This window comes from Mycobacterium angelicum (assembly GCF_002086155.1).
In the GTDB taxonomy this organism is placed as follows: Bacteria; Actinomycetota; Actinomycetes; order Mycobacteriales; family Mycobacteriaceae; genus Mycobacterium; species Mycobacterium angelicum.
Map to the genome: position 1 here is coordinate 84,879 of NZ_MVHE01000004.1, position 15,186 is coordinate 100,064.

The 15,186-nt window shown below is 64.5% G+C and carries 11 protein-coding genes; 7 read left to right on the forward strand and 4 right to left on the reverse strand.

The genetic code is table 11. The annotated features are described in order from the left end of the window. Positions 1–4: 4 nt before the first annotated feature. From BST12_RS04320 to BST12_RS04335, 4 genes are read left to right on the forward strand one after another with little or no spacing between them, the layout of a single operon-like run. The gene (locus BST12_RS04320; protein WP_083111770.1) at positions 5–1,447 is read left to right on the forward strand and encodes a DUF3375 domain-containing protein; all 1,443 of its coding nucleotides are present in this window, start codon (positions 5–7) and stop codon (positions 1,445–1,447) included. Next, on the forward strand, positions 1,444–2,022 hold the full coding sequence (locus tag BST12_RS04325; RefSeq protein ID WP_083111771.1) for a DUF4194 domain-containing protein: 579 nt from the start codon (positions 1,444–1,446) through the stop codon (positions 2,020–2,022). Before BST12_RS04320 ends, BST12_RS04325 begins: the two co-directional genes overlap by 4 nt. Next, positions 2,015–5,413: an ATP-binding protein gene (locus tag BST12_RS04330; RefSeq protein ID WP_083111772.1), complete on the forward strand. Its 3,399-nt coding sequence runs from the start codon at positions 2,015–2,017 to the stop codon at positions 5,411–5,413. Before BST12_RS04325 ends, BST12_RS04330 begins: the two co-directional genes overlap by 8 nt. Continuing rightward, complete coding sequence (locus BST12_RS04335; protein ID WP_083111773.1) at positions 5,410–6,594, forward strand: Wadjet anti-phage system protein JetD domain-containing protein; 1,185 nt, start codon at positions 5,410–5,412, stop codon at positions 6,592–6,594. The genes BST12_RS04330 and BST12_RS04335 overlap by 4 nt, the downstream gene beginning before the upstream one ends. 459 nt (positions 6,595–7,053) lie before the next feature. Here BST12_RS04335 and BST12_RS04340 read toward each other — a convergent pair whose 3' ends face one another. Next, positions 7,054–8,706: a PE family protein gene (locus BST12_RS04340; protein ID WP_083111774.1), complete on the reverse strand. Its 1,653-nt coding sequence runs from the start codon at positions 8,704–8,706 to the stop codon at positions 7,054–7,056. A 112-nt stretch (positions 8,707–8,818) separates the two neighbouring features. On the opposite strand from BST12_RS04340, the gene BST12_RS04345 reads away from it, so the two are divergent. Both BST12_RS04345 and BST12_RS04350 read left to right on the forward strand, forming a co-directional pair. After that, the gene (locus tag BST12_RS04345; RefSeq protein WP_083111775.1) at positions 8,819–9,982 is read left to right on the forward strand and encodes an AAA family ATPase; all 1,164 of its coding nucleotides are present in this window, start codon (positions 8,819–8,821) and stop codon (positions 9,980–9,982) included. 37 nt (positions 9,983–10,019) lie between these two features. Continuing rightward, complete coding sequence (locus tag BST12_RS04350; RefSeq protein WP_083111916.1) at positions 10,020–10,658, forward strand: sensor domain-containing protein; 639 nt, start codon at positions 10,020–10,022, stop codon at positions 10,656–10,658. Here BST12_RS04350 and BST12_RS04355 read toward each other — a convergent pair. After that, complete coding sequence (locus tag BST12_RS04355; protein ID WP_083111776.1) at positions 10,655–11,080, reverse strand: cellulose-binding domain-containing protein; 426 nt, start codon at positions 11,078–11,080, stop codon at positions 10,655–10,657. The two genes, BST12_RS04350 and BST12_RS04355, sit on opposite strands and share 4 nt — an antisense overlap. A gap of 98 nt (positions 11,081–11,178) precedes the next feature. Then, on the reverse strand, positions 11,179–12,903 hold the full coding sequence (locus BST12_RS04360) for a CocE/NonD family hydrolase (protein WP_083111777.1): 1,725 nt from the start codon (positions 12,901–12,903) through the stop codon (positions 11,179–11,181). A gap of 64 nt (positions 12,904–12,967) precedes the next feature. Here BST12_RS04360 and BST12_RS04365 point away from each other — a divergent pair, with 64 nt between their 5' ends. Next, positions 12,968–13,567, forward strand: a complete 600-nt coding sequence (locus tag BST12_RS04365) for a TetR/AcrR family transcriptional regulator (protein WP_083111778.1) — start codon at positions 12,968–12,970, stop codon at positions 13,565–13,567. Here the strand turns inward: BST12_RS04365 and BST12_RS04370 are convergent. After that, positions 13,564–15,093 (reverse strand): amino acid adenylation domain-containing protein, encoded by a 1,530-nt coding sequence (locus tag BST12_RS04370; protein ID WP_211281201.1) that lies wholly within the window; start codon positions 15,091–15,093, stop codon positions 13,564–13,566. The genes BST12_RS04365 and BST12_RS04370 overlap by 4 nt on opposite strands. Between the last annotated feature and the right edge of the window lie 93 nt (positions 15,094–15,186).

Below are 15,186 nucleotides of genomic sequence, written 5' to 3' on the forward strand. Positions count from 1 at the left end.
GCCCGTGGAATTTGCAACGATCGAGGCACTGCGGGAGCGGCACCCCGCTTGGCGGTTGCTGCGTGCGGGCAACTCCACGCTGATCCTGTCCTTCCTTGGGCTGTATTTCGTCGAGGGCAACCGTGGCGCGTGCCCAGTGAGCCAGGTCGCGGCCGCATTGGACGACCACCTGTATGCGCTGAATATCGAGATCTTGACCGAGAACGGGCAGCAGCGGTTTCCGAAGGACGCACGGTCCTATCTGGAGGACTGGGCGGCCACGGACACCGGGTATCTGCGGCGGTTTTACCCGGCCGGCGATGACGAAGTCCACTACGAGGTCACTCCAGCGTTCGCGAAGGCCTACGCGTGGGTTACGGGCCTCAAAGGGAGGTCGTTCGTGGGGACCGAGTCCAGGCTGCACACCGTGGTCGAGCTGCTCCGACAGATCGTGCACGGAACCGAAGTTGAACCCGATGCACGGCTAGCCGAATTACGGCGCCGCCGCGACGAACTCGACGGCGAGATCGCGGCCGTCGAGGCCGGCGTCGTTCAGGTACTGGACGCGACCGGGGTCCGCGACCGCTACCAACAGCTCGCCAGCACCGCGCGGGAACTGCTCTCGGACTTTCGCGAGGTCGAGGAGAACTTCCGGCTCCTGGACCGGGCCGCGCGAGAGAAGATTGCGGGCTGGGAGGGCTCCAAGGGGGAGCTGCTCGCCGAGCTGGTCGGAAGCCGCTCCGAGATCGCGGGCTCAGACCAGGGAAGGAGCTTCCAAGCGTTTTACGATTTCCTCCTCTCCGAAGCGCGCCAGGCCGAACTCGCCGGACTTCTGGCCAAGGTTTCTACCCTCAAGACCATCGAAGCCGACGATCGGATTCGCGGTATTCACCACGACTGGTCTGAGGCTGCCGATCGAGCGCAACGCACAGTCCGACAGATATCCGAACAACTGCGCCGCTTCCTCGATGACCAGATCTGGCTGGAGAACCGGCGTGTCCTGGACTTGGTTCGCGCGGTGGAGATCGCTGCTCTGGAACTCCGCGACAACCCGCCGACCTTCGGGCTCGAACTCGACCAGCCAGGCATCGAGATCGCGCTTCCGTTCGAGCGCCCGCTCTACCAGCCCCCCGCGGCGGTCGCGGTCGAGAGCCTCATCCCACCGTCGTCCGAGGCGGCCGACACCGGCCTGCTCTTCACACAGACTTTCATCGACCACGCACGCTTGATCGAGACCATCTGCGATGTTCTGCCCGCGAACTCTTCGGCGCTCTTAGCCGACGTCGTCGCGGTACACCCCATCGAGCAGGGTGCGGCAGAGATCGTCGGCTACCTCGCACTCAACGACGAGGACGTGACAGTCGACATGGACGACGCAGATGAGACGCTCTTGGAATACTCTGACGCCGCCGATCCAGACGTCACCAAGCGGGCAAGGCTACCGAAAGTGACGGTGCGGCGACGATGACTAACGAGCGCTCAGTCGCCTGCGCCATCATCCGGCTCATGCAGGGGGTCGTCTACCGCGAGTCTGACGAGGACACCTGGCTGACGCTGGAACGTTTGGGCGCCGGCGTGCGAGATCATTTCGCCACCATCGGCGTTGACGTGGTGGTCGATGATGCCGAGGGCTACGCCTATCTTCGCTCCCAGCCAGAGGATGACGGCGATGAGGTGCTTCCGCGCCTAGTGCGCAGGCGGGCACTGACGTACAACGTCAGCCTGCTCCTGGTGCTGTTACGCAAGAGGCTCGTCGAGTTCGAGACAACCGGCGGCGAGGGTCGATTGGTTCTCGCCACCGACCAGATTGTTGAGATGCTACGGCTCTTCCAGGTCGAATCCACCAACGAGGCACGAGTCGTGGAGCAGGCGGAGGCGACGATCAAGAAGGCCGCAGAACTCGGCTTCCTGCGCCAATTGCGCGGTCAGCACGACCAGTGGGAGGTACGTCGAATCCTCAAGGCCTACGTCGATGCACAGACCCTGTCCGACTTTGCGGTCAAGCTGCGGGAGTACGCCGGAGCGACGACCAGCGATGGGTGAAACACCTTCGTCCACAGCCGAACTCGCGGGTAACCGCGGGGCCGGCTACCGGCTGCAGCACGCGGAGGTGTTGAACTGGGGCACCTTCGACGGCCAGGTCTGGCGGTTCACTCCCGGCACCGATACGGCGCTGCTCACCGGTGACATCGGCTCGGGTAAGTCGACGATCGTCGACGCGCTCACCACATTGTTGGTGCCGTCCCACAAGGCCGCCTACAACAAGGCCGCCGGCGCCGAGGCCCGGGAACGCACCCTGCGCTCCTACGTCGAAGGCCACTACAAATCGGAGCGAAACGAGGCGACCGGTAGATCGCGCGCCAAGGGCTTGCGCGAAAACCGCCGAACATACTCGGTGATCCTCGGCGTCTTCACCAACCACGGCTACGACGAGACGGTCACCCTGGCCCAGGTCTTCCAGCAGCGCGAGAGCACCGGACAGCCCTACCGCTTCTTCGTCACCGCCACAAAGGAGTTGTCCATCGCGACGGACTTGGCCGACTTCGGGTCCGATCTGCGTGATCTGCGCAAGCGACTGCGGGCGGGCGGCGCAGAAATCTTTGACGAATTCCCCAAGTACGCAACCTCGTTGCGTCGCCTGCTTGGGATCCGGTCGGAGCAAGCCCTCGAGCTGTTCCACCAGACCGTTTCGCTGAAGTCGGTTGGCAACCTCAACGATTTCGTGCGCGACCATATGCTGGAACCCAGCGACTCGACCGAGCGCGTCCGCCACATCATTGCCCACTTCGAAGACCTGACCAAGGCTCACGACGCCGTCAAACGGGCGCGGGAGCAACTCGACGCGCTTGAGCCGGTTGTGCAGACAGCGGCCAAATACGACGACGCGCTCGCGCAGCGCGAGTCATCGGAGCGCGAGCGATCCGCCGTCCGAGTGTTCATCGCCGAGTTCCGCTCCAGGCTGCTCGCTGACGAGATCGCTCAGTTGCAGACCAAAGGCTCGGCTCTTTTGCGGGAGCAGGACACCGCAAAGGCTGAGGAGCGGAAGCTAAAGAACGAACACGACTCTCTCATCGAGGAGCGCGCCACGGCGGGCGGCGACAGGATCGGCGAGCTGGAACGTCTCTCCGCTGAGGCACGAGATCAGGCCGAAACACGCCGTCGTACAAGGACTTTGTTCGACTCCGCCGTGTCCGACGCCGGACTGGAGGTCGTCGCGAGCAGCGTGGAGTTCACCGCCCTATCGGCCCTGGTTTCTGTCGAGCGTCCGCGGCTGGTTGCCGAGAAACGAGACCTTGACGCAAACAGCGCCGAAGCGATCGGGCGCGAGAAAGAGCTTCAACGGAAGTGCAATTACGTCACTGACGAACTCACGAGCCTGCAGCAGCGGACCAGCAACCTGCCCGTCGAGCAGGTTGAGGTGCGCGCCGAACTGTGCGCCGAGCTGGGCCTGGCGCCGGAGGATATTCCTTACGCGGGTGAGCTTCTCGACGTCTTCGATGAGCACGCGCAGTGGCGGGGAGCAGCCGAACGTGTGTTGCGTGGATTTGCCCTCTCACTCCTGGTGCCACAGCAGCACTACGAAGCCGTCGCCGGATGGGTAAACAGTCGACGGCTTACGTTCCACGGCCGCGGCGGCAAGGTGACCGGAGCCAAGCTGGTCTACGAACGGGTCCTCCGGCAACGTGTTCGCCTCCAGCCGCCGGAGCACGAGGGGCTGCTACTCGCCGCCTGCATCGAGGTCAAGGACGGCCCTTTCCGCGAATATCTCGTCAACGAACTCACGAAGCGGGCGGACTTCTGTTGCGCGGCAAATCTTCAGGAGTTCCGAAGCCAGCGACGAGCCGTCACCCGCGAGGGCCAGGTGCGCTCCGGCGAGCGCCATGAGAAGGACGACCGGCATCGCGTCGACGACCCCCGTCGTTGGGTTCTCGGCTGGGCCAACGAACGAAAGATCGCCGCACTGCGCACCGAGCTGGCCGCGCTGGAGCTCGAGCGCGAGGCGGCCGCATCCGAGCAGGCCAGGCTCAGCGCGTTGCGCGAAGCGCTGCAAGAAAGGCTGGACGCACTTCTTCGGATCGAGGGATTCCGCTCGTGGGCAGACCTCGACGTCGACGAGGCCGAGTCCCGCGCGAACGACTACGACGCCGAACGGGTTCGGTTGGAGGCTGGCTCATCGCGTTTGGAAGAGATCGCCCGAGCGCTTGCGGACAACGCCAAACAGGCCGACGCCGTGGGGGAGTTGATCGAGAAACTCACTGGCCAACTTGCCACCACGGAGATAGCGAAAAGGCAAGCGGAACAAGGGAAGAAGCGTGACGACGAGTTCGTCGCAGGCCAGCCGCTGGTACAGCTGGCGGCCGCCCGCGAATCGTACGCGGCGCTCGAAAAGCGTCTCGGGGACAACCGCCCATCGCGGGCAGCGGACTGCGCCGAGGCCGAGACAGCGCTGTCCGCTGATCTCCATCGGCGCATCGAGCGACTCTCCGGTCAACTCAACGGCTATGGACTGAACCTGGGCCAATACATGGGTGACGTCCTGCGCCAGTGGCCTGAGCTTCGCGCGGACATGGACGCCAATGTCGAGGCCCGCCATGACTTTCTGGCGTTCCGCGACCGTGTCGCGACCGACGATCTCCCGCGATTCGAGAGTGAGTTCAAAGAACAACTCAATAAGAACGCCATCCAGGAGCTGGCAGGTTTCAACAACTGGCTCAACCGGCAGGCGTCGGCCATCGACGAACGCGTCAACCGCATCAACGAGGCGCTCGGCGCGGTGCCCTACAACCCGGGTCGCTTCATCCGACTGGAGAAGGAACCCACCACCAATCAGGATGTCGCCCAGTTCCGTTCAGATCTGCGCAACCTGACCAACGACAGCCTTGCGGTTGACGGTGACCAATATTCTGAGCAGCGTTTCCTCGACGTGAAGCGGATCATCGAGCGCTTCCGCGGCCGCGACGGCTACGCCGAAGCGGACAAGAACTGGACGCGACGGGTCACCGACGTCCGCAACTGGTTCGTCTTCTCGGCTTCCGAGCGCGACGTCGAGACCGACCTGGAGTGGGAGCACTACAGCGACTCCGACGGCAAGTCCGGCGGTCAGAAGGAGAAGCTTGCCTACACAATCCTGGCGGCGTCGCTTGCCTACCAATTCGGGCTCGAATGGGGCGCCGAGCAGTCACGCGATTTCCGGTTCGCGGTCATTGATGAAGCATTCGGGCGTGGCTCCGATGTCTCGACGCGCTACGCACTGGACCTCTTCGCGACGCTCGGACTGCAACTTCTCATCGTCACGCCGTTGCAGAAGGTTCACATCATCGAGCCGTACGTTAAGGCGATCGGATTCGTCGACAATCCGACCGGAACGTTCTCACGTGTGGTGACGATGACGATCGAGGAATACCGCACACGGCGCGGCGGACGGCGGCCATGACTGCCGGGTGGACCACACCAGATGACATTGCCGCCAGGGTCAGACGCCGGTGGGATGACGGATCGCTGTTGCGTGCTTACGCCAACGGCGATCCCTTCGATCCGATCGAAGTGCCACTTCGTGGCCCTAAACCGTCCCAGGTCGGCGACGACATCGCCGCCGCCCGCGGCTGGGTGGCTGCGCTTGACGATGGCCGTCGCGACGACTGCCGATACACGCTGCAGTGGCAATCGATCGGTGGCAGGCAAATCGGCCGTAACCGGCTTCCCGTCCGGGCGGCCGTATCCTCGTTCCAACAGGCCTGGGCGCTCTTGGGCGTGGCGACCTCGGTCCGTGATTTTGACGACCTCCTGGCTCTCGCGCAACGGCATCCTCAGGTGCGGGAGTGGGTCGTCGATCATCCGCATCACGCGCTCAGCTTGGGGCGCGAAATGTCACCGCTGATCGCTGCCTATGTCTGGCTCGACGGTCACCGTCAATCGAATCGGTATCTGCGCGAGATCAGCGCACCTGGCGTTGACACCAAGTTCGCCGAGCGGCACCGACCGGTTTTGGCGGCGATGCTTGGCGTTTCATCGACGCCGTCGGGATTCCTGGCGGGTCTTGGTCTCCGGGCGAAGCCCGGATTGGTCCGGTTACGACCCGCGCCCACGCTGGGCCTGTTGGCTCCGCTCACCGAGCTGGCCGTGCGGCCTGAAGAATTGGCACAGCTCAGCGTTGAGCCACGGGTGGCGATAATCGTTGAGAACGAGATCAGCTACCTGTGCATCGACGTCCCCGAGGACGGAGTCGTGATCTGGGGGAAGGGCTTCGAAGTCGACCGCGTGGGTCGGCTGCGATGGCTGGTGGAAGCTGACGTTCTCTATTGGGGCGACATCGATACCCATGGGTTCGCGATTCTCGACCGTCTACGGGCGTGGCTCCCGCACGCGCGCTCGGTGCTGATGGACCATGAGACGCTGCTCGCCCACCGCGACCGTTGGGTGACCGAAGACCGTCAGGCCAAGTCGGTTCTCACGCGACTGACACCGGACGAGCAGGACCTCTATTCGGAACTTGTCGGGGACGGATTCGGGGAACGAGTGCGCCTCGAACAGGAGCGAATCGACTGGCCTTGGGTCGAGCAACGGCTACCAGGTGTTCAACGGCTGGCGGATCTCGAACTGTTGTCGGATGGGTGAGCAATTCGAGACGTTCAACGTCGCTGCACCGTGGAGCCTGGTGCTGAAACGTGAAACAGGCTGGGCCGCTGAACGTTTCCATGCGGCCAAATTGGGGCTAACACAACGGACGCCACCCACCGCGGGTTCTTCGTCATCCTGGACGTCGCTATCGGCGGGGGTTTCCCAGACACGTTCGGTGGCGGCCCAACGGCCGCAACTCTTTCCGGCCAGCCGATGCTCGTCGATTACGTCTCGGTGTCTACGAAGGGCTGATCGAGGTCCGATTGTCGCGCGGAGGCGGGCAAAGCGACCATGACCTCCGGGAGAGGCCAGTGTTGCAGATGTGACTACAGAGCGCGCCGGGCACTCACGGCCGAAGACTTGTTGCGCGCCAACGCAGTTCCCACTACGCGACGGCCGATTCGTCCACCCTGGGTTTTCTGCTTTCTCATAGCGCTATGCCCACCGCCACCTCAGTCAAGGACTTGGATACGGCGTGCCGGTGAGGATCGAATCGGCTGCCTCGCCGAGAACCGCCACTTCCAAACCGCCGATGAGGGTAAGCAATCCAACATTAGCGGCGATCGGATTGCCGAAGGCGTTGATAAGACCGTCCAGGGGCTGGCCATTGACCGCTTGGATTAGTCCGTTCAGGAAAAGGTTGACGTCGTAAGACGGCAACGAGACCAGGGCGGCAATGGCCGCATCTGCCGTCGGAAGCAGCGTCGCGTAAGCGGTCGAGAAGGCATGCGTAGCGTTGCCGACGAATTGAGTGTTGGCCGCTTCGATGCCCAGCAGCACGTCCGTTATCGACGACGGTCCATTGGGCAGGGCCAGCGGCGCCGACGACGTGAACGTCTCGGCCAGGCCCTGCAGCGACGGGAGCTGCGGAAGTCCTTGTGAATAAAGGGTATTGGTTGCCGCCGCGATGCCCTGCGGGATGCCATTGATCATGGCGGGCCCCAGGGCAAGAGTGTCGCTGAGCGGCGGCAAGAATCCGAACGGGGTAGGCACGTCGGGCGCCCCGGTGGACCAGCCATAGTCCGGATTGCCGTAGCCCCAGTTCACCAGGGGTCTCAGCACCGGTTGCACAAGGTCCGCGATCGGGTTTCCGACGTAGGGGATATACCGGACCGGCTCCAGCAGCGGCAGATGCTGGTTGGGAATCATGTAGTACGTAGTGGTGGACGGTCCGTGTGTCGGAAGCACAATCGCCGAGCTAATCTGCTCGGGCGTCAGAGTTTCATAGCCCGTGTGCGCAGTCACCATGCCCGCCAGGGCATTGAGGTCGGAGACGATGTTGATCGGGTATTGCGGAAAGTCGGCCCAGCCGTCGTATTCGATCGTGTAGACCTTGGTCGGGAAGGAATTGCTGGGAGCCGCGCCCAGGGTGGTAAAGCCCAGAGTCGGAAGGCTCAGCCCCGGGAAGCGTGCGTCCCACCCGCCGTTGGGGTTCATCGAATTACCAAGCAGCACAAAGTTTATCGGGAGCGCGCTCGGCGTGTCGCCAGGGGCCAGCAACCGCATTTCCAGCGACGCGATGTTGGCGCTCTGCGAGTAGCCCACGACGTTAATCGTGTTTCCGGCTTTGAGTTGTTCTTGGATCGCGTTGTTCAGGATCGTGACGCCACGGGCTATTGATACATCCTGGGTCAAGTCTTTGACTCCGGTGTCCGGATATTCCCCGGCTGGTAACGAGAGGCCTTGGGGGAGAAGGCCCACGGGAAAATTGGGCACCACATATCGATTGAATATGTTGGTCACGAAATCTGATGTAGGTGTCGGTGTTCCGCTACCGCCCATGACGAAAGTGACTATGTCACCCGTCGTCGCCGTCTCGCCGGCAAGCGTGCCCACGCTGGCGGCCTCGGTGCCGGCGTATGCGGCGCCGGCTGCGGCCAGCGTCTGGGCGAATTCATCGTGGCACAGCGCCGCTTGCGCCATCACCGCCTGACACTCGTGCGCGAAGTCGTTGAAAAGGGTTGCTATAGCCCCAGATACCTCGTCGGCGCCGGCAGCTACCACCCCGGTCGCCGCGCGCGCAGTGGCCTCGTTGATCGTCGTTACAAGCGCCTCCACGTCCGCAGCCGCCGTCGCCAACGCCTGCGGCTGCGCACGCACGTACCCCATGGGGCACATGCCTACCATGGCAACCTATGACCGCGAATTGACGTCGCTTGGAAAACCATGTGACGGGCGGCGTTCGCCGAAGGTTCTGGCGTCACGGTAGTACCGTGGCCGGATGCTGGTGACGCTCGCGGTGGAGAATTACCGCTCCCTGCGCCAGCTGGTGGTACCGCTGCAGCGGCTCAACGTCGTCACCGGCCCCAACGGCAGCGGCAAATCCAACCTGTACCGGGCTTTGCGTTTGCTGGCCGACTCGGCCCGCAACGGCGCGGTGACCGCACTGGCCCGCGAAGGCGGGTTGAGTTCGACGATGTGGGCCGGGCCGGCAGTGATCGGCAAGTCAGTGCGACAGGGCCGCCACCGGGTTCAGGGCACGGTGAGCACTGGGCCGGTCAGCTTGAAACTCGGCTTCGCCGGCGACGATTTCGGCTACGCGATGGACCTCGGTCTGCCCAGTACGGCGGAAACCGCGTTTGCCCTCGATCCCGAGGTCAAAGTGGAGGCGCTGTGGGTAGGGCCGGTGTGGCGTCCAGCAACGGTGATCGCCGAGCGGGGCGGCCCCACCGCGCGGGTGTGTGACGGAGACGGCAACTGGCATGTGATTGCCGATGTGCTACGGCCGTTCGATTCGATGCTCAGCGAGCTGGCCGATCCGGTGCGTGCGCCGGAGCTGATCCAGATGCGTGAGCGAACCCGCTATTGGCGCTTCTATGACCATTTGCGCACCGACGCGGACGCCCCGGCGCGGCAGAGCCGGATCGGGACGCGCACCCCGGTGCTGGGTCACGATGGCGCGGATTTGGCCGCGGCCCTGCAAACCATTCGTGAAATCGGCGACGACGCCGCGCTCAGCCAAGCCGTCGACCGGGCTTTTGACGGCAGCCGAGTCGAAATCCTCAACACCAACACCCGCTTCGAACTGGCGTTACACCAGCCTGGAATGCTGCGCCCGCTGAGCGCCGCCGAACTCTCCGACGGCACGCTGCGATATCTGTTGTGGACCGCGGCCCTGCTGACACCACGCCCGCCGCAGTTGCTGGTGCTAAACGAACCCGAGACCAGCCTGCACCCCGACCTGCTACCCGCATTGGCTTCGCTGATCGCGACCGCAGCCCAGCACAGCCAGCTCATTGTCGTCACCCACTCCGATCCCCTGGTCGCGGCGCTGCAAGAGACCGCTGACGTGCACACTTTGCGCTTGACCAAAGAACTCGGTGAGACGCGGATCGAGGGCCAGAACCTGCTCGACCAGCCGTCGTGGCATTGGCCGCGCAGGTGATGGCCTTTTGACCCCTAGAATATTGACCATGGCGTCGATGACGAGGCCACGGGCCGTCGGAATGTTCATGGTCGCCTGCTGCGCACTACTCACGGTCCCCGCGTGCTCGCACAGCAGCTCGGCGGCCCATTCCGGGGCCAAACCGGGTTCGCGAGCCGACGCGTTGATCGTCAGCGTCGAAGATGTGCGGCGCATCGCCAACGCCGAGGAACTCACCGCACATGCCCACGCCGACGTGCGACAACCGCCACAAGGTGACATGAACGCTCCGGGCCCCTGCCGGGCCGCGGGAACCAGCGATCTCACCTTCGGCAGCGGTTGGTCGGAGTTCCGCAGTGCCGGCTACCACGGCATTACCGACGACCTCAAACCCGGCGGACCCGCCATGATCCAGTCGGTGAGTCAGGCCGTTGCGGTGTACCCCGATTCGAAGACCGCGCGCGGTGCGCTGCGTCAACTGGAATCGGCGTTGCAGGACTGCATCGCCCTCGGCGACGCCAACTACAACTTCACCCTGGACAAGCCCGACGGCTCAACGCTGCGGATCACCGCCGACGCGTGGAGCCATGTCTATCGCGAGAAATCGTCGGTGTTGATGTCGGTGGGCGTGGTCGGTCTTGAGCCGGCAGGGCGCATCGCCACCACCATTTTGCAGACGACTACCGATCGCGTTTAGCTGCAGGGTAGCCCGTTGATCCGACAATTCACCGGTGGCGAGTAATTGCCGATCAGCGCGCCTCGGAAACCCAGCGAGACCGAGCCGCCGGGTGGAATGGTGTAGTTGAAATTCGCCGGGCCCAAAGTCCAGTGTGTACCGGATTGGGTAACCGTGCTATTCCACGGGTGCAAGACGGATTCGTTTGCCGGCAAGTCGAATTCGAGCTTCCAGCCGCTCAGGGGCGCCATGGTCAAATTGGTGACGGCGCCGCGCGCGATGAAACCCGTCTGCCACTGCGATTGCACCGACAACGTCGCCGATATCGCAGCCGCGTTGGCCACCGGCGCGCTACCCAGGGCGAGAATGGCAACGATGAACGCCGACAGCGCGACGTGAAGTCCTGGGCGCCAAAGCTTCTCGTAACGGCGCAGTCCACTCATAGGGCCCAACACTATAGCCGAACAGGCGATGTTGGCTCTCCGTCGCGGCCAAAGCTGCGATAACTATGCTCAACCGAAACCGCGATGAAATCTTGGGATTACGCGAGCACCGGGATCAGTAACCGAGACGACGAACGCACCGTGTTGAGGCTGCTGGTGCCCACACTGGCATGACGGAAATTCATGATCGCCGGTGCCGACGGGTCCTGGTCGTCGCTGGTGAGCACCAACTGGATGCGGTGCCCGCTCTTGAACCGGCGCGCGTTGGGAACTAACGGGATTCGGTATTCGACGTCCTCGCCCACCGGTATCCCCACGGCATTCCGGCACGGCAGCACCGGTGCGCCGGGGCGGCTGGCCGCTTCGTCGACCTCACGCATGCTGGCTCGCAGCCAGCCGGCTGTCACGTCGCAGAATTGGCCGTCGGGAGCGACATCGCGCAACGTGGCCATCCACGCGGTGTCGACGGCCGTCGCCGATGCGACCAGGCGCAACTCGATGTCGCCCACGACATCGAGATCCGCACTCAGCGGGGCACTTGTCCAGGTGAGCACTGACGGCGGATCGATCGCGCTGGGCTTGGGGCGGCCCAAACCCGCTCCCAGCACCATGAATTCGCGGCTGCCCGGCAAGCCCTCGTCGTCACTCAACGTGCCGTCGGCACGCAGCGCGAGCTCGCGGTGCGGAGCGTCTGAGGGAGGCCATGATTCGGCGGTGCGCCACTCCTCGGCGCCGGGCAGGATATACCGGATCGGTGGTCCCTCGAGGATGCCGGTGTCGCGGCCCTTCAGCCAATGGTCGTACCAGGCCAGCGCTTCGACGTGCAGACTTTCCCATGGCCAGGTCAACCCGTACCGGCCGAGCAGGCTCATCCGCACACAAGCATTGTCCGACAATCCATTCCAGGTGGTGAATGTCGAAGGAAGGTGCAATGGCACGTTCTCCCAGTCGCATCCCAAGTAGACCGGGATGTCGATTTCCTTCAACAGCGGCAACAGGTTTCGCTCCTCCCACCATTCGTCGCGGGTGGGATGCTTGACCGCGCAGTCCAGCCACAGCTCGTCCCAGGGTTGCGGGTTGTGCGGCAGCTTGATCAGCTGGCGCAGCATCGTGACCGCCGATTCGCCGTTCATGCTGGCGAACTTCTTGTGCAGCCGCGGGGTGTTCAATATGCGGCGCACCAGTCCGACGGGCGTGCTGCGCCAAAGCTTGTCGCTGCGCTCGGAGGTCAGTCCGACCATCGCCAGGAACGGTGTCACGAACGACGAGCTGAACAGCCCGTGGTGGCCGCCGCCGTCGTACATGTCGGCCGTTACGGCGACGGGGAAGATCGCCTTGAGGTGGGGCGGGCGCTCGACGGCCGCCTCGAGTTGGGTCATCGCAAAGTAGCTGATCCCGAGCATGCCGACGTTGCCGTCGCACCACGGTTGTGCGGCCACCCACTCGACGAGGTCATACATGTCTTGGCGTTCCTGGGCGTCGAAGAAGCCGAACGTGCCGCCGGATCCGCAGGTGCCGCGCACGTTGGCGATGACGTGGACATATCCGCGCGACACCCAGAAATCCGTCACACCGGCCTCGATGAATCCGGCCGGAGCGCCGAAATCCTGCATCTGCCTGGGATAGGGCGAGGCGGCGATCAGCGCGGGAAAACGCCCGGATGCGTCGGGCCGGTGGACATCGGCGAGCAGGGTGGTGCCGTCGCGGACGGTGATCTCGGCATTGGCGTCGGTGCGCTTGGTGTATTGCGCCTCGCTGAGATTGCGGTATTGCCGGCCGGTGGTCTGCGGGCCGTTGAGCGTTTTCGTGGTGGTGTCGCGCATAATTTCACGCTACGTTGAAACTAGTCTCAACGCAAGATGAAATTTCACGGTAGGGTGAGGTCTGATGGCTAAGCGCTCGATCACCCCCGGCCCGCGCGACGAACGCGGTGTCTTGGCGGGACGGATTGTGGCCGCCGCGCGCGACGAATTCGCCGAGCACGGCTGGGCCGGCACGGCGATCCGCGCCGTCGCCCGCGCCGCCGACGTCGATCCGGCGCTCATCTACCACTACTTCGGCTCCAAGGAAGGCCTGCTCGACGCCGCCACCGCGCCGCCGCAGAAGTTCCTCGACTCGGTGGCCAGAACCTGGGCGACGCCCAAGGCCGACCTGGGCAAGCAGTTGATCCGCAACGTGCTCGACATCTGGACCGACGAGGAAGTCGGTCCCGTCCTGCGGGCGGTCGTGCTGACCGCCGCGCACGAGACCAGGACCCGCGAAAAGCTTCGGCTGATCGTCGAACGCGCCTTGATCGGTGAATCCACGCTGGGCGGCGACGAGGCGGAACGCCTCAAGCGCAGCGGCCTGATCTCGAGCCAGCTGATCGGCTTCGCGCTATTGCGCTACGTCTGGAAGATCGAGCCGATCGCGTCGATGCCCGAGGACGAGGTGGTGGCCGCGATGGCGCCCAATCTGCAGCGTTATATCGACGGCGATATCAGCTAGCGGGAATTAGCGACGCGCCGCCGGCGCCAGGGCGCTACCCCGCACTTGAGCAACGCCGATTCGTCGATCTTGCCGTTGGCGTTGCGGGGCAGGGCGTCGACGAGGTGGGTGTGGTGAGGACGCATGTACGGCGGCAGGGTGTTCGCGACATGCTCGTGGTACGCCTCGAAGGCCAGTTCGTCACCCAGCACCAGGTAGGCCAGCAGTTCGTGCCGGTTGTCCGGATTGCGGCGGGTGCACACCCGGACTTGCTGCACGGCCGGGTGGGCGGCCAATTGCCGTTCCACCTCTACGGGTTCAATGCGGAAACCGCGCACCTTGACCTGCCGGTCCGTCCGTCCGGCGTAACTGATGTGTCCGGAGCTGTCGCGGCGAACCAGGTCGCCGGTCCGATACCAGCGCTGGGCGCCGTCGTCATACCAGGGCAGCCGCACGAAGCGGTCCGCCGTCTCCTCGGGCAGATTGCGGTAACGGGCCGCCAATCCGGCGCCGGACAGGTACAGCTCGGCCAGTTCGCCGTCCTGGGCGAGACGGCGTCCGTCGGCGACGAGCACCGCCCCGGTCAGCGGCAGGGGCATGCCGATCGGCACGATGTCGCCGGCGAAGTCGGCCGCGATGGGGTGATGCAAGGCGAAGGTCGTGCACTCGGTGGGGCCGTAGACGTTGATCAGCCGGGTGCCGCCGCCGGCGTTGTCGCGGTACCAGCGCTGGATGCGGGCGCCGTTGAGTTGTTCGCCACCGACCAGGACTTGCCGCGCCGAGGAGAACGCGTTCGGGATCGCGTCGACGACGGTGTTGAACAGCGCCGTCGTCACAAACATGGTGTCGATACCGGTGTGGCGAATGGCCTCGGCCAACCGTCGCGGCGTTTGCAGCTGTTCGTCACCGAGCACTACGCACGTCCCACCGGTCAACAACGGCACCCACACTTCGAACGTCAAGGCATCGAAGGCGGGATTGGACAGGTTGGCGAAACGCGCGCCCGGCTCGAAGGCAAGCCATCCGGGCAGCGCCATCCGCAGGATGCCGGCATCGCCGACCTCCACGCCCTTGGGCCGTCCGGTGGTGCCGGAGGTGTAGAACACGAAAGATGTTGTCTGGTCGTGTGTTATCTCATCGAGCGGCCCGGCCGCGGTAGCGAGTAACTCGGCTGCCCGCAGCCGCGGAACTCCCGCCGGGGTCTGCGGCGCGTCCGGTCCGGCAACCACCACAGCGACGCTGCCCGAGTCTTCGATGATGTGCTGGCGACGTTGCGGTGGGCTCTGCGCATCGAGTGCCACCACCGTGGCCCCGGCCCGGCGGACGCCGAGCATGACACAGACCAGCTGCCAGGACCGCGGCAGGCACACCGCGACGGCCTGGCCCGGGCGAATGCCCTTGGCGAGCAGGCCTCGCGCAACGGCGCCGCTGAGCTGTTCGAGCCCGTCATAGGTCAACACTCGGTCGCCTTCGACTACGGCCGATGCGTTCGGCGCCTTGCGTACTTGACCGAGGATGGCGTCCACGAGCGTGCGGTACTCCTCCACACCATTACTGTCGCGCGTTCGGTGGCCCGCTGTCTGTCGGGCTGTCGGCCAGTTTGTGGTCCCCCGATCGGGTGACACCGTGGCGTTATCGGC